This window comes from Haloferula chungangensis (assembly GCF_042664875.1).
Classification (GTDB): domain Bacteria; phylum Verrucomicrobiota; class Verrucomicrobiia; order Verrucomicrobiales; family Akkermansiaceae; genus Haloferula; species Haloferula chungangensis.
This window is the reverse complement of record NZ_JBHTBS010000001.1, coordinates 16,431-33,617: the sequence shown is the minus strand read 5'-3', so window position 1 is coordinate 33,617 and position 17,187 is coordinate 16,431. Positions and strand designations below refer to the sequence as shown.

General features: G+C 59.3%; 16 protein-coding genes. 6 read left to right on the top strand and 10 right to left on the bottom strand.

Going from position 1 to position 17,187, the window contains the following annotated elements:
* Positions 1–57 precede the first annotated feature (57 nt).
* The 3 genes from ACFQY0_RS00125 to ligA are packed head-to-tail and all read left to right on the top strand — an operon-like array spanning position 58 to position 3,947.
* Positions 58–444, top strand: coding sequence for a VanZ family protein (locus ACFQY0_RS00125; protein WP_379707795.1), 387 nt, complete (start codon positions 58–60; stop codon positions 442–444).
* A gap of 7 nt (positions 445–451) precedes the next feature.
* Positions 452–979: a hypothetical protein gene (locus ACFQY0_RS00120; protein WP_379707793.1), complete on the top strand. Its 528-nt coding sequence runs from the start codon at positions 452–454 to the stop codon at positions 977–979.
* 52 nt (positions 980–1,031) lie between these two features.
* Positions 1,032–3,947 carry an NAD-dependent DNA ligase LigA gene (gene ligA / locus ACFQY0_RS00115; RefSeq protein ID WP_379707791.1) on the top strand — a complete coding sequence of 972 codons (2,916 nt, stop codon included), beginning with the start codon at positions 1,032–1,034 and terminating at the stop codon, positions 3,945–3,947.
* A gap of 45 nt (positions 3,948–3,992) precedes the next feature.
* On the opposite strand, the gene ACFQY0_RS00110 is transcribed toward ligA, so the two are convergent.
* On the bottom strand, positions 3,993–4,484 hold the full coding sequence (locus ACFQY0_RS00110; protein ID WP_379707789.1) for a DUF4870 domain-containing protein: 492 nt from the start codon (positions 4,482–4,484) through the stop codon (positions 3,993–3,995).
* Positions 4,485–4,578: 94 nt separating this feature from the next.
* On the bottom strand, positions 4,579–4,890 hold the full coding sequence (locus ACFQY0_RS00105) for a hypothetical protein (RefSeq protein ID WP_379707787.1): 312 nt from the start codon (positions 4,888–4,890) through the stop codon (positions 4,579–4,581).
* Between the two features lie 147 nt (positions 4,891–5,037).
* Here ACFQY0_RS00105 and ACFQY0_RS00100 point away from each other — a divergent pair, with 147 nt between their 5' ends.
* Positions 5,038–5,832 carry a DUF1853 family protein gene (locus ACFQY0_RS00100; protein WP_379707785.1) on the top strand — a complete coding sequence of 265 codons (795 nt, stop codon included), beginning with the start codon at positions 5,038–5,040 and terminating at the stop codon, positions 5,830–5,832.
* A gap of 67 nt (positions 5,833–5,899) precedes the next feature.
* Here ACFQY0_RS00100 and ACFQY0_RS00095 read toward each other — a convergent pair whose 3' ends face one another.
* Both ACFQY0_RS00095 and ACFQY0_RS00090 read right to left on the bottom strand, forming a co-directional pair.
* On the bottom strand, positions 5,900–6,361 hold the full coding sequence (locus ACFQY0_RS00095) for a superoxide dismutase [Ni] (RefSeq protein WP_379707783.1): 462 nt from the start codon (positions 6,359–6,361) through the stop codon (positions 5,900–5,902).
* Between the two features lie 88 nt (positions 6,362–6,449).
* Positions 6,450–7,346: a DMT family transporter gene (locus ACFQY0_RS00090; protein WP_379707781.1), complete on the bottom strand. Its 897-nt coding sequence runs from the start codon at positions 7,344–7,346 to the stop codon at positions 6,450–6,452.
* 24 nt (positions 7,347–7,370) lie between these two features.
* Here ACFQY0_RS00090 and ACFQY0_RS00085 point away from each other — a divergent pair, with 24 nt between their 5' ends.
* Positions 7,371–7,499, top strand: a complete 129-nt coding sequence (locus ACFQY0_RS00085) for a hypothetical protein (protein WP_379707779.1) — start codon at positions 7,371–7,373, stop codon at positions 7,497–7,499.
* Between the two features lie 19 nt (positions 7,500–7,518).
* On the opposite strand, the gene eno is transcribed toward ACFQY0_RS00085, so the two are convergent.
* The 5 genes from eno to ACFQY0_RS00060 form a co-directional block, all read right to left on the bottom strand.
* Positions 7,519–8,814, bottom strand: coding sequence for a phosphopyruvate hydratase (gene eno, locus ACFQY0_RS00080; protein WP_379707777.1), 1,296 nt, complete (start codon positions 8,812–8,814; stop codon positions 7,519–7,521).
* A 21-nt stretch (positions 8,815–8,835) separates the two neighbouring features.
* Positions 8,836–10,671 carry a GreA/GreB family elongation factor gene (locus ACFQY0_RS00075; RefSeq protein WP_379707775.1) on the bottom strand — a complete coding sequence of 612 codons (1,836 nt, stop codon included), beginning with the start codon at positions 10,669–10,671 and terminating at the stop codon, positions 8,836–8,838.
* Positions 10,672–10,740: 69 nt separating this feature from the next.
* On the bottom strand, positions 10,741–11,526 hold the full coding sequence (locus tag ACFQY0_RS00070) for a PDZ domain-containing protein (RefSeq protein ID WP_379707773.1): 786 nt from the start codon (positions 11,524–11,526) through the stop codon (positions 10,741–10,743).
* Between the two features lie 10 nt (positions 11,527–11,536).
* Positions 11,537–12,004 carry a hypothetical protein gene (locus tag ACFQY0_RS00065; RefSeq protein ID WP_379707771.1) on the bottom strand — a complete coding sequence of 156 codons (468 nt, stop codon included), beginning with the start codon at positions 12,002–12,004 and terminating at the stop codon, positions 11,537–11,539.
* Positions 11,991–12,521 carry an RNA polymerase sigma factor gene (locus ACFQY0_RS00060; RefSeq protein WP_379707769.1) on the bottom strand — a complete coding sequence of 177 codons (531 nt, stop codon included), beginning with the start codon at positions 12,519–12,521 and terminating at the stop codon, positions 11,991–11,993. Before ACFQY0_RS00060 ends, ACFQY0_RS00065 begins: the two co-directional genes overlap by 14 nt.
* Before the next feature lie 181 nt (positions 12,522–12,702).
* Here ACFQY0_RS00060 and ACFQY0_RS00055 point away from each other — a divergent pair, with 181 nt between their 5' ends.
* Entirely contained in the window at positions 12,703–15,399 is a 2,697-nt protein-coding gene (locus ACFQY0_RS00055) for an MGH1-like glycoside hydrolase domain-containing protein (protein ID WP_379707767.1), read from the top strand.
* Between the two features lie 57 nt (positions 15,400–15,456).
* Here ACFQY0_RS00055 and ACFQY0_RS00050 read toward each other — a convergent pair whose 3' ends face one another.
* A complete protein-coding gene (locus ACFQY0_RS00050) occupies positions 15,457–17,091 on the bottom strand; it encodes a peptide chain release factor 3 (protein WP_379707765.1) in 1,635 nt (544 codons plus the stop codon).
* Between the last annotated feature and the right edge of the window lie 96 nt (positions 17,092–17,187).

Here is a 17,187-nt window from a genome sequence, read left to right as displayed (position 1 = left end):
GGAAAGCGGGTTTACGACCCGCCCCCCCCCTGAACCCGCGCAGCGGCAAATCCCTCCATGCGTCTGCCCCGTCACCCGGCAATCTGGTTCGCCGCCTTTGCCGTTTGGTTCGTCACCCTCTGGGTACTTTCTTCCGAAGCCCGGCACGTGCCCCCGGGCCTCGAGTTTCGGCATCTCGATAAGCTCGTGCACTTCGGCTATTTTTTCGGCGGCGCCGGACTTCTCTCAGCCGCGATCTTCTGCCACCGGCCTGCCCTTCACCCATCCACCCGGATGCTGATCGTCATCATTCTGGTGACACTCGTCGGAGCCATCGATGAAGCCCACCAGTCCTTCATCCCCAATCGCAGTGGAAACGATGCCGGGGATCTCATTTCTGACTTCCTCGGAGCCATCGCAGGCGCCATGCTCTTTCAACGCTTGAAGCATTTTCTAGCGGATTGATACGCGCATGATCCTTACCTTTGAGAACTTTGAGACCGCCTCCCTCTATGTCGCTCAAAGGCGCTCGGAAGGCTATTTCGCCCGAAGCCTCGACTCGAACTGCAGCCACCTATGGGGTCCCGCCCCCGTGAATGGTGCCAGAGTGCTCGTCTCTGAGGAGCCGATCGATGAAGACAGCCTCGAGGCACCTCCCCTCGTCTGGAGCCGCTACCTCATGCCGGCCCTGAACATCCTGACCCTCGCCTGGCTTCTTTCAGCCGCACTCATCCTTCTGGGTCTGGTCATGAAATCCGCGCAAAGCCCTCTCGATTCCAGAAATGGTGCCCTCGATATTCTCGTGCCTGTCCTCATCGCCCTCTTCACACTCTGCCCACTTGTTTCTCTCTTCATGATCTGGGCCACCCGCGAGGACCGCCTTCGCCAACCCGGCGAGTCCCTGAGATCACCCATGGCTCTGGTGACCATTCTTCTGCTGCTAGGTGACTTGGAATCGCCCTTGCTCTACGTCCTGCTCTTCGTCCTTCTACATTTCTAGCTCCCCGAAGCCTTGGCGAAATAGGATTCACCGCTAAGATTTCCCCAGCCCCATGGACGACCTTTTTTCCCAGCCCGGCCCGGCAGACCGCATCGCCAAGCTCCGCAAGGAACTCGAGCACCACAACCGTCTCTACTACACCGACGCCACCCCGGAAATCTCCGACGCCGAGTACGATACGCTCTTCCGCGAACTTGAAGAACTGGAGAAAAAACACCCCGAGTTTGCCGATCCCAATTCCCCCACCCAACGCGTCGGCGGCGCCCCCATCGAAGGCTTCCAACAGGTTACCCACCTCGTCCCGATGCTTTCCATCGATGACGTCTTCCAGCTCGATCCCGCAAGTCACGACGTCCCCGACACTGAGCTCGTCACCTTTTACCAGCGCCTTCAGAAGAACCTCGGCCGCGCAGAGGTCGCCGTCACCGTCGAACCCAAAATCGATGGCGTCGCCGTCTCCCTCGTCTACCGCGACGGCACCCTCGACTACGCCGCCACTCGTGGCGACGGCGAAACCGGCGACGACATCACCCACAACGTCCGCACCATCCACAGCGTCCCGCTTCAACTCTCCAGCTTTGACACCCCAAGCAATACAAACTACTCTGCAATCGATGAACTCCTCGGCATCCACCCAAAATCCAACAAAGCGACTTCGCGAAGCGAGATTGAAAGCCTCGCTGCTCGCCTCGCAGCTCACGACCTCCCAGGTCATGGAGCGGATGTGGAAGAACGGCTCAGACCGCAGGCCAAATCCATTCTTGAATGGGGCCAAGAAACCGGCCGAATCGCCAGTCAGCAAAAGCTAAGCGAGCTACTCAGTGATCAGCCGGACCTCGGAGGCCAATCCGAGCACACCGTCTTTTATCTGGCCAGACATCGGCGAGTCGTGAAATTGACTCGCCCCCCTGTATTTGGAGCGCAAGGCCCTGTCGGATACCTCCGCAATATCCTTCTATCTAACAGATTTTTCGACGACGACATCCATCTCCACGGCATCCTTCCCACCGACCAAGGCCCCGCCCTCATCATTTCCCAGCCATATGTTCATGGCACCCGGCCCACCGAAACCGAAGTCGCCAATTGGTTCCTTCAATCCGGCTATGAGGAATGTGGATACCTTCGGTGGCGAAATGCCGCAACCGGTGTCGAAATTGCAGACGCCCATGAAGGCAACCTCATCCGCACCGAAGATGGCGAACTTCTGCCGATTGACCTGCAAGTCCTCGCCGCACCGTCATTCTCCATCCCCGCCCTCCTCGAAGTCCGCGGCGAAATCTTCATGCCGAATGAAGCCTTCGCCACCATGAACGAAGAGCGCGACGAGGCCGGACTCCCGACTTTCGTCAACCCGCGCAACGCCACCGCCGGCACCCTCAAACAGCTCGACCCCAAGAGCGCCGCCGAGCGCCCGCTCGCCTTCCTCGCCCACGGCATCGGTGCCTACGATGGTCCGGAACTCGAAACAGAAGACGACTTCACCCAGCTGCTCGAATCTCTTGGAATCCCACGTAATCAACCGCTGATCCACGCCAGCAATCTCGAAGAGCTGCGCGAGGCCGTCGCCCGCATCGATACCGAACGCCACGCCCTCGCCTACGGCACCGACGGCGCCGTCGTGAAAGTTCTGAACTACGAGGAACGTCGTACTCTTGGCTTCCGATCGCGCGCGCCACGCTGGGCTGCAGCTTACAAATTCCTCCCCGAGCAAAAGGAGACTGTCCTCAACGCCATCTCCATCCAGGTCGGCCGCACCGGCGTCCTCACCCCCGTCGCCGAGCTTGAGCCCGTCTTTGTCTCCGGAACCACCGTCTCTCGTGCGACCCTTCACAACGAAGAGGAGATCCAGCGCAAGGATATCCGGATCGGCGACACCGTCCTGATCGAGAAAGCCGGCGAGATCATTCCCGCCATCGTCAAGGTCATCACCGACAAGCGGTCACCCGACGCCAAGCCCTTCTCCCTCCCCGAACACGTCAATCACCAGTGCCCGTCCTGTGGAGGCCCGATCGCCCAGGAGGAAGGCTTCGTCGCCTGGCGTTGCGGCAACTTTGCCTGCCCGGCCCAGGCCGTTTCCAAGATCAAGCAGTTCGCTTCCCGCAAAGCCCTCGATATCGACGGCGTCGGTGAAACGGTGGCTGAAGCTCTGGTCAAACGCGGACTCTGCACCACCGCACTCGATCTCTTCAAACTCGACGAGGAGCAACTCGCCCATCTCAACCTCGGCAACGAGGTCGACACCCGGCGCTTCGGAGAAAAGAACGCCGCCAAGGTCATCGGGTCCCTCAATCAGGCCCGACAGCAACCTCTCGCCCGCTGGCTCTACGCCATGGGCATCCGCCAGATCGGGGAGTCGGCATCCAAGGAACTCGCCCGCCTTCACAAGACGCTCAGCGAGCTCCCTAACAGCCCGGTCCTTCACGCCATCCGCGATGCCGCCAGGCTCGAGGCGGAGCGCAGACTCATCTCTCCCCGCAACAAGGACAACCCTCCCGCAGACGACGCCGATAAAGCCGAACGTCAGAAGCGCTACGACGAACTTAAGGAACAGATCGCCGAGCTCCAGCAAAGCATCGCGCCCTTCAATGTCACCGCCGACCTTGGCCCCGTAGCGGCCGAAAGCACGCTTGCTTTCTTCGAGTCGAAGGCCGGCCTTCAGGTCATCGAGCGCCTGCGAGAACTCGGCATCGACCCGCCATCCGCCAATTACCTTCCCCGTCCGGCCGAAGCCGACACCAGCGATCTCCCGCTGGCCGGAAAGACCTTTGTTCTCACCGGAACCCTCAGCGTCGGCCGCGATGAAATGAAGCAGCTGTTAGAGAGTAAGGGAGCCAAGGTAAGCGGTAGCATTTCCAAGAACACCGACTATCTCCTTTCAGGCGAAGGCGGCGGCTCCAAGCGTGACAAGGCGGAAAAGCTCGGCGTCACCATTCTCACCGAGGAGCTGGCCCGTGCGATGCTAGACTGATCCACCTGGAAAATGCCCAACCAGGAGGTTCCTTCGTGGCATTTGCTATGCGATCAGCCGAATCGTCATCGGATAGCGATAGGACTTCCCTTCTCCCGCCTGAATCGAAGCGATGATCGTGAAGACGACCTCCACGATCGCAAGCGCGATCAAGCCTGGAATGGCAATCAATGCGCCGACCACAGTGATGAACAACACGATGCAAATGACGGTGTAGATAAACAGGGTGATCTGGAAATTCAGCGCTTCCTTCGCCTGAGCCGAGGCAAAAGGTAACTCGTCCTTCTTGACCAGCCAGACAATCAAGGGACCGATGAAGCCGGGAATGCCGACGAAGATACTCAGTGATGAGAGATGGGCAATCAGCGCCCAGTTGCGCTCCTCCTTATTTATGGAAACTCCGCCAGGACTTGGAGGCGTGGCACTCGAGGCATAGGGATTGGGATTTCCTTCCAGGGATGCCGGATCGGATCCGTTGCCGACACTCTGGTCACCATGATTGGCAACACCTTCATCGCCCTTTGACTCATCGTTCATCCTGAAACCATGAGCAGATTCCCCAGCGCTAGTGAACTACAAAACCGCCTGACGATGATAATCGCCGCAGCCATGCAGCCACCCTCTCCTCGCATCACTCTCCGCCTGACTCGTCCTTCACAATCCCCAACTCCTTCTGTAGCAGGAAATCGAGCTCGGTTTTCTGAGGAGTAAGACACTCCGACATCCCGAGCTTCACTATCTGCGCCCCTTGCTCACTTTGTCCCACTGCCAGATAGACATCTGATTTGTTGGGAAGCCCCGAGTATCTGATCGCGAAAACCTTTCCAAAAAAGCGGCCGTCGCCACCCTCGCTCGTCATCATCTCCATCGACTGCGCCTCATAGCCGTCGAACTTCGAACTCACGGCATCATTGATGTATTGCTGGATTTCCTCGGTGGTCATGGAGTCTTTCTGGTCAGCCGCCTTCATCACTCAATCGGAAGCAACAAGCCAGTGTCGAATCACTGCGACGCCCTCGAACTCCCCGCATTGATTTCCCCCTGACGACGTCCCCTTTCGCCGTTAGCCTTGTCTGCGACTCGCCTCCCCATGATTTCGCCGACTCACGTTCTCCTTCAAAGCCTCACGCAAGGACCGCTGCTCATCGGTGATCTACCGGAAGCCTCCAGCTTTCCCTACCGCGAGCTCGCGCTACCCGAGGACATTGAAGATCTGAATCTCCAACAGAAGCTCGGCCACCTCTACGAAGATGCGCTCGCCAGTCTGCTCGAAGCCTCACCACGGTTCGAACTCCTCGCACGAAACCTCCAACTCCAGAGCGCGGACCAGATCACGCTTGGCGAACTCGATTTCCTCCTCCGCGATCTCGCCAGCGAGCAGCTCATTCACCTCGAACTCGCCGCCAAGTTCTACCTCGCCGTCGAAACCCCATCTGGCCTTGCCCTTCCTGGCCCCGATGCCCGCGACAACTACTTCCGAAAACTCAATCGTCTGCGCAGCCACCAGCTCCCCCTCGTCGAAAACCACCGCAGCGCCCTTCCTGAAGAGTACCGTCAGGAAGACATCGTCGCCCAGCAATTGGTCTACGGCTGCCTCTTTGATCACATCCACGCCGCGCTTCCCGCCAAGCCCGAATTCGTCCACCCGCACTGTCGCCGTGGCCGCTGGCTATCCATCAACGAGTGTCCCGGTTTCTTCGGTCCGGAGCCCCAACTACAAATCATCCCCAAACCTCTCTGGCCAGTCCCTCTGTCGCTTATCGAAAACACTCCTCTGGAGCCCTGGAACCCGAAAGCGTCCATCGATCGCTGCCTCATGCTCCGCGTGAACCACGACCCGACCCCCTACTTCGTCACGCCTCCCGTATTCCCTTCATCGAGGTAAGTCTCCCCCACCTAACAAAAACGCCGGGCCTCTGACGAGGTCCCGGCGTGGATCGAAATCGGACGCTTCACTCCTTCGAACCGAAAGCCTTCTGGAATTCCACCAGCAAGTCATGGAGTTTTTCGGCATTGGCCGCATCGGTGGATTGCTTGCAAGCCATGGCGGTGACGATGACCTGATGGCAAAGCTTCAGGTTCTTCATGTAAGTTTCCTCATCCGGTTGGTCGGCCTTGAGGCGCTGAGCGAGGAAGTAGTTGAGCACCTTTTCCTGAACCGCCTGGGCATGCGATTCCTTGTTCGTCACCCAGCGCACAATCTGCTGCGCATTGGTCTTGGGATCCTTCTGCAGTTCGACGATCTGCGCGCAGGCTTTGGTGATCGTCTCACTGTCCGTGTGCATCGACTGGATGACATTATCGTCATCGTAGATCCCGCAGGGAATCTGGCAGTGTGCTTCCGCGATCGGAGCAAAGCCGAGTGAAGCAAAAGCGGTGATGGTGGCGACGGCAAGGGGTACGAGTGTTTTCATCTTCCGGCTACGCTAGAGAGGAAATCGGACTCTGCAAGCCCCCCTTTCCCCTTTGTGAAGACACATAACTCTCCACCGCAGCACCCCCTTATCTTCCGAGAGGTTCAGCGGCGACGAGCACCTTGGCTCGCTGCATCAATACCAGCGAGATCACCACGAGTGCCGCCCCCACCATCAGTCCCCATCCGGCCGATTCGTCTTTGAGGAAAATCAGCGACTCCGTCATGCCACATAGCGGGATCAGGAAACGGTAGCCGGCGAGCAAGGGGACGGGATGCTTCGTTGAAAGGTAGTTCCACAGCGAAAAGGCGGCGGCGGAGACGATGCTGAGCCAGGCGGTGATCAGGATCACCGGAGGACTCATCAGTTCGGCGGCCCGCGGAAAGGAGGAAGCACCGCAGACTAACAGAAGAAGACCACCGAGGCCGAGCGAGAAGCCGGTGGCGGCCCGAGCACCAATCCCCTTCCCCAGCTTCCCGAATTCGATCACCCCCACGGCCCCCATTCCGGTCGCGCCGATCATCAGGGCGGCACCTAACAACGGCCTCCCCGCCCCAGCACCCGGTGCCGCCGTCGCGAGGGTGATCCCAAGACCTCCTAACAGCAGAGCCGACCACTGGGCACGATTCGGCTTCGGGGCACCAGCGAGTAGGGGCGCGAGCAGCACCCACCAGAAACTTCCACTGGAGGCCAGCAGACCTGTTAGGCTGCCGCTGGCGACGGCGACGGCAAGATAGAAGAGCAGATACTGACCGAATGTCTGAGTCAGGGAGATGGTCAGCAGACGCGGTTTCGAGCTGTGGCGAATCTCCACCCAGGGATTGCGCGCGATCAGCAGCAGGGCGATGCCGGCAATGGTGAAGCGGACTCCGGCAAACCACCAGTAGTCGGTGAGACCGAGTTCGAGACCTTGCTCGTTCCAAATTCCGTAAACCGTCTTGAGCGACGGAAAGGCACTTCCCCAGAGCAGCGCGCAAAGCAGCATGCCCGGCAAAACCTTGAACCATCGATGATCACCCTCCACAGGCGGAAGAGTGACGACGAGACGGCTGGGGAAAAGCAGATTTCGTCAACGGCGGGATTCCGCCAGAAGCCCGGACACGAAAAAGCCCGCCGGATCACTCCAGCGGGCTTCTGAAAAACAGAACAATCAGCGATTAACGCTGCTTGAACTTGCTGGTGCCGTAGACCGCGTCGTTGCCCAGTTCTTCCTCGATGCGGAGAAGCTGGTTGTATTTCGCGATCCGGTCCGAGCGGCTCATCGAGCCGGTCTTGATCTGACCGCAGTTCGTGGCCACGGCGATGTCCGCAATGGTGTTGTCCTCGGTCTCACCGGAACGGTGGCTGAGCACGGCGGTGTAAGCGTTTTCCTTGGCGAGCTCGACGGCGTCGAAGGTCTCGGTGAGCGATCCGATCTGGTTCACCTTGACGAGGATCGAGTTGGCCACGCCGAGGTCGATGCCCTTCTGAAGGAAGTCGACGTTGGTCACGAAAAGGTCGTCGCCCACGAGCTGAACCTTGTCGCCCACCTTGTCGGTGAGGGCCTTCCAGCCATCCCAGTCGTTTTCGTCGCAACCGTCTTCGATCGAGTCGATCGGGTACTTCTGCGTGAGCTGTGCGAGGTAGGTCGCCTGCTCTTCCGAGCTGCGCTTGGCGCCGTCCTTGCCTTCGAACTTGGCGTAGTTGTAAACGCCGTCTTCGAAGAACTCAGAAGCCGCGCAGTCGAGGGCGAAGGTGATGTCCGAACCAACCTTGTAACCAGCCTTCTCCACGGCCATCGAAATGGTGTCGAGGGCATCTTCCGTGCCGGCGAAGGTCGGAGCGAATCCGCCTTCGTCACCCACGGCGGTGCTGAGGCCACGATCGTGAAGCACCTTCTTGAGGCTGTGGAAACACTCGGCACCCATGCGAATGGCTTCGCTGAATGTCGGAGCACCAACCGGACGAATCATGAATTCCTGGAACGCGATCGGCGCATCGGAGTGCGAACCGCCATTGATGATGTTCATCATCGGCACGGGGAGCACCTTGGCATTAGGTCCGCCGAGGTACTTGTAAAGCGGGACGCCGAGCTGGTTGGCAGCCGCCTTGGCCACAGCCATCGAGACGCCGAGGATGGCGTTGGCACCGATCTTCGATTTGTTCTTGGAGCCGTCGATCGTGATCATCGCGGCATCGATGGCCGCCTGATCGAGCGCGTTCATGCCGCAGAGCTCAGGAGCGAGCTTCTTGTTGACGTTCTCGACAGCCTTCAGCACGCCCTTTCCGAGGAAGACGGACTTGTCGCCATCGCGCAGTTCGTGCGCTTCGTGCTCACCGGTGGAAGCACCGCTTGGCACTCCAGCTCGGCCCATCGCTCCTCCTTCGAGGTGGACGTCGACTTCAACGGTAGGATTGCCACGCGAATCAATGATCTGGCGGGCGCGGATTTCAACAATGGTGGTGTAGTCCATGATTTCTAAATGTGGGGAATGTTAGGGATTGTAGGGAGCAATCGACTCGATGACCCAGTTGACCATCTTGTCGGTGTCGTGATCGCGGATCTCGACTTCTTCGCCGACGGCGCTGCCCATGATGGCCGCGCCGGTCTCGGAGAGGTAGGAAACGATGTTTTTCTCAGGATCGGAATCCCATGCACCGAGCAGGGTATGGGTCACCGAAACTCCTTGGGCATTCTTAACGGTGACGATCGTGCCAATATTGGCGGCAGACGCATCGGCACCCTTGAAGTCAGTGCCGCGGGCGACGTCGATTTCCTTTTCCAGCTCGCTCTTCCGGCGCATGAGCATCTTCTGCATGTCCTTGGAGGACTTGTATTCGAAGTTCTCGCGAAGGTCGCCGTAGGAACGGGCGATCGAGATGTCCTTGGTGTTCTGAGGAATGCGGTTGCGGATCAAGTCGTCGAGCTCGGCCTGCTTGCGCTCGAGGCTTTCCCACGAGACGACCAGCGCTTCGGGACGCTTGCTCTGCTCCCCGCTGACGAGTTCACCGGTCTCCGGACGAGCCTTGATCACCCGTGCCATCAGCGACTTGCGATCGAGTTCGTTGAAGGTCGGGCATTCCATCAGGCGGCGACCGAAGTTGCGAGCTTCGGTGGCACCCATCGAATTCACGATGTCGGCCAGCAGCGTCTTATCATCACCAAGCTGGGCCTGGAGACGAGTCGTGGTGCGCGGTCCATCGGCAAGGTGATCGGTTTCGAGCAATGCCAGAATGGAGGCACCGACATCGGGTCCGAAGACGTTCTTGGCCATGCCATTCCGTTCGCGGGCAACCCAGACCAGGGCATCCGGTCCGAGCGAGCGACGTGCGGTGGCGGAAATCAGGTGCTCTTCAAGTGCCTTCATCTCACCCTTTTCGTCGAGGAGCTTGGCAATTTCGGAAACACCACGGGATCCGACACTGTCGAAAATGGTGGTCAGCATTTCCACCCAGCGATCGCCGAAGGACTCGGGGAAGACCTCGTAGATGGCACGTTGGCGGGCTGAAGGAAGCGCACCGATTTCATCGGCAAGCCGGGCTTCTTCCGCGAGCAGGACATTCGCCAGGCGGAGCGCGTCGTCGGCGTGGGCAAGATCATCGACCGACTTGATCAGGGCGTCGCGCAGGGAGAGCAGTTCGAGGACTTGTCCGAGGTGGATGCGGGTGCCCTTCTTCGCCGACTCGTCAATTTCGATGAGCAGGTTCTGCAGGTATTCCGGTTCATCCTTGAAAAGGGCCACATCGTTGATGATGGCTTCGAGCGCCTTCGACATGCCTTTGAGGTCACGGGCTGCTTCAAAATCGGCAACGAGTGCCTGGGCTGGCGAGAGGTCTGCGGCACGCAGGGTCAGCGCCTCGGTGCGGCGCGCAGGCACCACGACCCGCTTGTTCTCACGCAGCGAGCGTTTGGTGGCTTCCCACCATTTTTTGAAAGCCTTGGCTTCGACCACCGCGCCGGAAATCTCCGTTTCGAGGGCATCGACGGTCATGCTGCCGCCGTGACTTTCAAGGAGGAGCACCACGAGGGCGACGGGATCGGACTTGGACAACTCACGCAGGGATTCGAGTTCCTCGACCTTGCGGGCGCGGAAATCATCATCTTCAAGTGGCTCGGTCTTCTGCATGGCGAACTGGAGGTCCATGACCTGCCCGCTGCTTTGCTCGAAATCGATCGTCACCTTCTTTGAGGCAAGATCCCAAGAGACCACTTTTCCCGCACCCCACGATTTATGGAGGAGGAAGCTCCCTGGAGCGATCTTGTCCAGACGTTCGGCTACGGCTTCATTGATTCTTTCTGCTTCAAGCAGTTTTTGCAGGTCTGGATGCATCGCGACGGGGAAATTGCGAACCACTGCGGGAAAACGCAAGGCCCATCCGGTCAATTTCCGCGATAAACTTCAGCGTTCGACCTGATCGGTCGGGAGGACCACCCTCGGACGGGGGCGTCGAGGCTTCCAACTGGGGTTGTTCGCTTTGTAGAGGCTTCGGAACATCGCCCCGATCGAATGACTCCAATCTTCCGGGACGGCAAAGCCATCTTCACCCCTCACCGGGCCCTCATAAATGAGCTTCTGATCGGCTCCCAAAATCGTCACATGGGCCACATCGCCTTTATAAAACAGCTTGGCAGAGCTGCCATCGGCCTTCGTGAGTTCGGCCGTGCGATCGTGGGGAGTCACCCGAACCTGGGGAATCCCCGGCACTCCGGGCGGAATGAGCGGCAGATCTGCCGGGGAGATCCCGTCAATTTTGGCACCTCGTGGCGACTCGGCGAGGACGAGGCTCAGCTCATGCTGCCTCCCGCAGCGAAAGACTGACAATTTCACCTCGTCTCCCACCTGCCTCAATTTCAGGAGCGTCGCAAACTGGGCTTCATTGACCAAAAGCTGGTCGTCCAGCTTCCAAAGAACGTCATAGCGGCGCATCCCTGCCTTCTTCGCAGGTCCGCAGTCCGCCACTCCTTTGATCAAAAACCCCACGCCCTCGGGGACGCCTGAGGCATGCGCACGCGTCGCTTCATCGAGGTCCCTGATCTCCAGGCCGATCCACGGCATGGGCCGGGTCGGAGCTGGCGTCACGGTCTCGACCGCCAGATCCAAGGGCTCGTCAGCCTTCTCCTTGTCTCCCGCAAAAAGCGGCAGCGAGAAGGACGCCAACAGAAACCATGGAAGGATTGCTCGCATATCGAATCAATTAGAACGACGTCACAGGCATCAGCACGATCTCATCCCGGGGAGAGACGACCCGGACTTCCTGTCCTGATTCTTCGTCACGGAAACGCTCTTCGCTGACCACCTGCACAAGCCACGCTCGGTGAAGCGAGCCGTCGGCATCGGCGACCAAGCCATCATTTTCCTCGGCGGAAATAACGCCCTCCACATCTTCAATCAGGACGACTTCATGGGGTTCGGCAAAGAGGGTGTTCACTTCAGCGACCGCAGGCACCTCACTCGTCGGGATCCAGACCGCGATGCCGGCAAACATCATGAGCGCCGCAGCGGCTGCCCCCACAAGGTAGCGCCCCCACCTCACCGAGGGCTGCGGGGACTCACCCGCCAGTTCGTCGATCAGCGATTCAAGCGCTGCCGAGCCTTCGACGCTGAATGCGCAGGGCACCAGTCGCTTTTCCAAGATGCGTTCGATGGATTCAGGCGTTTCCATATCGTTCCTCCTTAACGCGGCGCATATCATTCGCAAGTTGTTCCAGGGCGTAGCGGTAGCGCGACGCCGCCGTATTCGGGGAAATGGCCAGAGATTCGGAGATCTGAGCAAATGTCAGGCCACCCCAGATCTTCATCGTCACCACTTCACGAAGTTTTTCACTGAGTCCCTGCACGGCGCGACGCAGCATCAGCGCCTCCTCGTCTTCTTCCACCGCCGGGTCGAGCCAGACGTCTTCGAAGTCGTTCATGTAAATGATCGACTCCTCACGTTTGCGACGGCGTTTGTCCGAACGGTGGCGATTGAGTCCACAGAAGCGAATCGTCGAAAAGACCAGCGGCAGATCCGGTGGAGCTCCCCCGTTTTCCTTCTGAAGGTTCCACAAACGGATGATCGCCTCCTGCACCAAATCCTCCGCATCCTCCCGGCAAGGCGCCCAGCCACGAGCGAAAAGCAGCAGACGGTGGCCGTTTTCAGACAGCCACTGCTTCCATTCATTCGCGACACCGCCCTTCATTCATGGGGAAAATGCCGCCGATTCAGCCATTTGTCTGCAAAATCTTTCGCCAGCGATCGGCCTGAAAGCCATTCATCCTCAAGACCCGGAGCTCCACTGAGGAGCAAATCCTCGCCTCTGGAGAAATAAGTTGAGGGTCAGACTCGCCACTTTGCCCGCTTCGTGCTTTCCCTCCCTGCAGATGTCTCTCGAAAAGCAACGTTTGGTTGAAGATCGGAACCGCCAAAAGAATTGGAAGCGCTGGGGTCCCTACCTCAGCGAGCGTCAATGGGGGTCTGTCCGTGAAGACTATTCCGCCAGCGGCTGGAGCTGGGGCGCCTTTCCTCACGACCACGCCCGCATGCGCGCCTACCGCTGGGGCGAGGACGGCCTGCAGGGCTGGTCCGATCGCAAAGGCCGGCTGTGTTTCGCCCCTGCCCTGTGGAATGGCAAAGACCCGATTCTCAAGGAGCGCCTCTTCGGGCTTGGCGGCCACGAAGGAAACCACGGCGAAGACGTCAAGGAATGCTACTACTACCTCGATTCCACCCCGACCCACTCCTACACCAAGGCGCTCTACAAGTACCCGCAGTGCGAGTACCCTTACGTCAAGATTCGCGACGAGAACGGCCGACGTAGCCGAACCGAGCCCGAGCTTGAAATCGCCGACCTCGGAGTTTTTGACGAAGGCCGCTACTTTGACGTCGTTCAGGAAGTCGCCAAGCGGACTCCCGAAGACATCCTCTGGCGCATCACCATCACCAATCACGGCCCCGATCCTTCCGAGATTCACGTGTTGCCCCAACTCTGGTTTCGCAACGTCTGGACCTGGGGAAACGAACGCGAGGAACCGCGCGTCAAACCCCACCTCCAGCTTGATGGCAAGCCGGTCCTCGCCAGCCACGAGAAGCTCGGCCAGTACCATTTCCACGTCGACTCTCCGGACCTTTCCAAACCGATGCGCTGGCTGTTCACCGAAAACGAAACCAACGCACCCGCCGTCTTCGGCACCGAGAGCACCACGAAATACACCAAGGACGCCTTCCACCGTTTCCTGATCGATGAAGAAAAGAATGCCGTCTCCCCCCTCCCCGAAGGCACCAAGACCGCAGCCGTCCTTCATTTCGTCATTCCGCCGGGCGAGTCCGTCACGGTGCGGTGTCGGCTGAACTCCCTGCGCGAGACCAACGGCCTCATCGGGCTCGATCACTTCGACGAAACCTTTGCCGAGCGCATCGCCGATTCCAACGAGTTCTACGACGATATCATACCGGTTGGCACCACCCCCGAAGAATCCCTGATCTTCCGTCAAGGATATGCCGGTCTGCTGTGGACCAAGCAGTTCTACTACTACGTCATCGAAGACTGGCTCAAGGGTGACCGCAACGCCACGCCTCCCAAGGAGCGCCTAACAGGGCGCAACCACGATTGGAGCCACTTCTTCGCCCGCGACATCCTGTCCATGCCCGACAAGTGGGAGTACCCCTGGTTCGCCGCCTGGGATACCGCCTTCCACATGATCCCCTTCGCCGCCGTCGATCCGGATTTCGCAAAGAGCCAGCTGCTCCTGCTACTACGGGAATGGTACATGCATCCAAATGGTCAGCTACCGGCCTACGAGTGGAACTTTTCCGACGTCAACCCGCCGGTCCACGCCTGGGCTGTCTGGCGGGTCTACAAGATTTCCGACCCCAAGGGCGAACGCGACATCGACTTCCTCGAACGCTGCTTCCAGAAGTTGCTTCTCAACTTCACCTGGTGGGTCAACCGCAAGGACGTCGAAGGCCGACACGTCTTCGGTGGCGGCTTCCTCGGGCTTGATAACATCGGGGTCTTCGACCGCTCCCACAGCCTCCCGGACGGAGCCACGCTCCATCAGGCCGACGGCACCGCCTGGATGGCATCCTACTGTCTCGTCATGCTCGCCATGGCCCTGGAACTCGCCTCGAAAAAGCCCGCCTACGAGGACATCGCCTCCAAGTTTTTCGAGCACTTCGTCAACATCACCGATGCCATCAACTCGCTCGATGGCACGGGGCTCTGGGATGAAGACGATGGCTTCTACTACGACAAGCTCATCCTCAACAACGAGAAGCCCATCCCCCTTCGGATTCGCTCGTTGGTCGGTTTGCTTCCCGTCATCGCCGTCACGGTTCTGAAGAAAAAGACCATCGACGCCCTACCCGGCTTCCGCAAGCGCATGGACTGGTTCCTCGTCAACCGCCCCGACCTGCTGAAATACATCAGTGTGCGAAAAGTCGAGGGTCAGAAGAATCCGGCGCGCTGCATGCTCGCCATTCCGACCGATGAGCGACTCAGAAAAACGCTAACACGTCTCTTCGATCCCGAGGAATTCCTCTCCGAATACGGCATCCGCTCCCTGAGCAAGGCCCATGAGAAAGAACCCTTCGTCTTCACTCACGGCGACCAGACCAATGATGTCCGTTACACGCCCGGCGAGGCTGCGACCGACATGTTCGGCGGCAACTCGAACTGGCGGGGGCCGATCTGGTTTCCGACCAACTTCATGATCATCGAGGCGCTCGAAAGGTACTACTACTTCTATGGTAGTGACCTGAAGTTTGAGTATCCCACAGGGTCAGGTGAGCTTCGGACACTGCGCGAGATCGCCATCAACCTCTGCGACCGCCTGATCTCCCTCTTTCTTCCCGACAAGGACGGCCATCGTCCCTGCTTCGGCGATGCCCACCGCTACAGCGAAGTCCCCCACTGGCAGAACCTCCTGCTCTTCCACGAATACTTTCACGGCGAAAATGGTGAAGGACTCGGTGCCTCCCATCAGACCGGCTGGACGGCCCTCGTCGTCCGCCTCATTCGCGAACGCCGCGAAAAACTCCGCACCGGCGACTTCCAAGGAGAAGAAGAGGAAGAGGATTAAACCACGGAGCCCCGGCACCCTGCCGACTCCGGGACAGGCGACATCCTGGCGTTCATCCTACTCCCCACTCGGCGGCGGAAACGGCGAATCGCTCACGATCCAGTCGGAGTTCTTCTCAGCGAAGGTGTTGAGCACCCACTCGCTTGGGATCAGCGCGACCAGATAGCCATGTGCATCGCGCACCAGGGTGATGCCCATCGACATCTCGGGGCGATCTTCCTCCAGCGTCTCCCCTTCCTTCTTTTTCAACCACCGGGCAAGCGACCAGGATCCTGGCTCGATTCGCGTCTCGGCATCATACTCGCCCTGCAAACGGTGCTGCAGCACTTCAAACTGAAGCGGGCCCACCGCGCCTAACAGCGGCACATACGATCCCGTCGCCTCGATCGGTGTGAACTCCGTCACCACGCCTTCCTTAAGCATCTGACTGAGCCCCGCACGGAAGCGTTTGAACTTCGCCGTGCTCGCATTGTTCAGCCATGCAAAGCACTCAGGGGCGAAACGAGGAATCTCATCGAAGCTCAAGCTCTTCTTCGTTGATAGCGTATCGCCGATCAGGAAATCGTGGTTGCCAACCAGGCCGGCGACGTCGCCGGCGTAGGCATCATCCACCGTCTCGCGATCCTGCGCAAAGAGGCGCATCGAGTTCGATAGGCGGACCTTGTCGCCGGTGCGGGTGTGATAGACATTCATGTCCCGTTCGAACTTTCCGCTCACGATCCGCACAAAGCTCACGCGGTCGCGGTGTTTCGGGTTCATGTTGGCCTGGATCTTGAAAACGAATGCCGAGAACTCCGGGGCCGTCGGTTCGATCGTCTTGCCGGCGCTGGTTCTCGGGGCAGGTGGTGGAGCCAGTTCAATGAAGCGATCCAGCAAGAGCTGCACCCCGAAGTTGTTCGCCGCACTGCCGAAGAATACCGGTGTCAACTCACCCGCCGCCACCGCTGCGAGATCAAAATCCGCGCCCGCACCATCGAGCAGTTCAAGCTCCTCGGTGACCTGATCATAAACATCCGAATCGAGCTTTTCCTTAACCCGTGGGTCACTGATGTCGCTGACCTCGACCGCGGCCTTGAAGGCACCTTTCGGAGTCCGCTCAAAAAGGTGCACCTGCTTCTTCTCGCGATCGTAAACGCCCTTGAAGCGAGGTCCGTCGCCCAGCGGCCAGTTCAAGGGAAAGGCGTGAATCCCAAGGACGTTCTCAAGGTCGTCCAGAAGCTCCAGAGACGGACGCGCCGGACGGTCCATCTTGTTCATGAAGGTGAAGATCGGCACGCCGCGCTTGCGACAGACTTCGAAAAGTTTCCGCGTTTGGGCTTCGATCCCCTTACCCGCATCCACCACCATCACCGCCGCATCTACGGCCGTGAGCACGCGGTAGGTGTCCTCCGAGAAGTCCTTGTGACCCGGGGTATCGAGAATGTTGATCACGCAGTCCTTGTAGTCGAACTGCAGAACCGTCGAGCTGATCGAAATCCCCCGCTGCTTCTCCAGCTCCATCCAGTCGGAGGTCGTCGTCCGCTGGTCCTTGCGCGCCGTCACGCTGCCTGCGAGATTCAGAGCTCCCCCGTAGAGAAGGAATTTCTCGGTCAGCGTCGTCTTTCCCGCATCCGGGTGGGAGATGATCGCGAACGAGCGCCGACGCGCGACTTCGCGCTTCAGTTCGGCAGGAGTGACAGTCGATTCAGCCATAAGCGGCCCGAGGGCGTAGGCGAAGCGCCGTCCCGCATCAAGGCAAACCCCGGGGAAAGCACGGCGAACGCGGGTTCGGAGCCCGTCGAATCACCC

Coding starts and splice junctions, on each gene's coding strand:
- ACFQY0_RS00125 (WP_379707795.1), top strand. CDS start 58: ATGCGTCTGCCCCGTCACCCGGCAATCTGGTTCGCCGCCTTTGCCGTT.
- ACFQY0_RS00120 (WP_379707793.1), top strand. CDS start 452: ATGATCCTTACCTTTGAGAACTTTGAGACCGCCTCCCTCTATGTCGCT.
- ligA (WP_379707791.1), top strand. CDS start 1,032: ATGGACGACCTTTTTTCCCAGCCCGGCCCGGCAGACCGCATCGCCAAG.
- ACFQY0_RS00110 (WP_379707789.1), bottom strand. CDS start 4,484: ATGAACGATGAGTCAAAGGGCGATGAAGGTGTTGCCAATCATGGTGAC.
- ACFQY0_RS00105 (WP_379707787.1), bottom strand. CDS start 4,890: ATGACCACCGAGGAAATCCAGCAATACATCAATGATGCCGTGAGTTCG.
- ACFQY0_RS00100 (WP_379707785.1), top strand. CDS start 5,038: ATGATTTCGCCGACTCACGTTCTCCTTCAAAGCCTCACGCAAGGACCG.
- ACFQY0_RS00095 (WP_379707783.1), bottom strand. CDS start 6,361: ATGAAAACACTCGTACCCCTTGCCGTCGCCACCATCACCGCTTTTGCT.
- ACFQY0_RS00090 (WP_379707781.1), bottom strand. CDS start 7,346: ATGCTGCTTTGCGCGCTGCTCTGGGGAAGTGCCTTTCCGTCGCTCAAG.
- ACFQY0_RS00085 (WP_379707779.1), top strand. CDS start 7,371: ATGATCACCCTCCACAGGCGGAAGAGTGACGACGAGACGGCTGGGGAA.
- eno (WP_379707777.1), bottom strand. CDS start 8,814: ATGGACTACACCACCATTGTTGAAATCCGCGCCCGCCAGATCATTGAT.
- ACFQY0_RS00075 (WP_379707775.1), bottom strand. CDS start 10,671: ATGCATCCAGACCTGCAAAAACTGCTTGAAGCAGAAAGAATCAATGAA.
- ACFQY0_RS00070 (WP_379707773.1), bottom strand. CDS start 11,526: ATGCGAGCAATCCTTCCATGGTTTCTGTTGGCGTCCTTCTCGCTGCCG.
- ACFQY0_RS00065 (WP_379707771.1), bottom strand. CDS start 12,004: ATGGAAACGCCTGAATCCATCGAACGCATCTTGGAAAAGCGACTGGTG.
- ACFQY0_RS00060 (WP_379707769.1), bottom strand. CDS start 12,521: ATGAAGGGCGGTGTCGCGAATGAATGGAAGCAGTGGCTGTCTGAAAAC.
- ACFQY0_RS00055 (WP_379707767.1), top strand. CDS start 12,703: ATGTCTCTCGAAAAGCAACGTTTGGTTGAAGATCGGAACCGCCAAAAG.
- ACFQY0_RS00050 (WP_379707765.1), bottom strand. CDS start 17,091: ATGGCTGAATCGACTGTCACTCCTGCCGAACTGAAGCGCGAAGTCGCG.